The sequence below is a fragment of the Vibrio sp. 03_296 genome, assembly GCF_002265885.1.
Map to the genome: position 1 here is coordinate 1 of NZ_NPKW01000507.1, position 454 is coordinate 454.

General features: G+C 50.4%; 1 protein-coding gene and 1 pseudogene. Both read right to left on the bottom strand.

Annotation, left to right across the window (positions count from 1 at the left end; genetic code table 11):
• Window positions 1–189, bottom strand: a 189-nt coding sequence (locus CIK04_RS25770) for an aromatic amino acid transport family protein (protein WP_325205833.1), incomplete at its 3' end; no start/stop codon positions are given.
• Window positions 190–282: 93 nt separating this feature from the next.
• Window positions 283–454: pseudogene (tnaA, locus tag CIK04_RS25775) on the bottom strand (tryptophanase); the annotation flags it as partial.

The following is a 454-nucleotide window of genomic DNA, read 5'->3' on the forward strand; positions in this document are numbered from 1 at the left end:
GTAGTGTTTAAAAGCTTCGAGCAGCAGCCAACCAGATAGAGTCATGACGACCATGGTAAGAGTGAGAGCCAATAGAGACCAGAGCGTCCACGCGCCAGCCCCTGCGCTGGGGAGGCCGAGCATTCCTGCGCCGACACAGACGCTGGCAATAATGCACGCTCCCCCAATTAACGAGGGTTGCTTTGACATGATAATAATCCTTGAGTTTCACGTTATTGTTTAATCTATCGTTATCTTTTTTGCAAAAAACGCAGCCACTGTAGGGCTGCGTTTTGGCGAGTGTTATGCGTCGATTTCCTTCAGTCGCGCGGTAAAGTGACGAAGGACTTGCGGCTCATAGGTGAACTCGAGCCCTTTGACGTTTGCCGCATTGGCTTTGACTTTACCAAACGCTTCGATGATGAAATCCATGTGCGTTTGAGTATACGTGGCGCGTGGAATGGTTAGGCGCAGT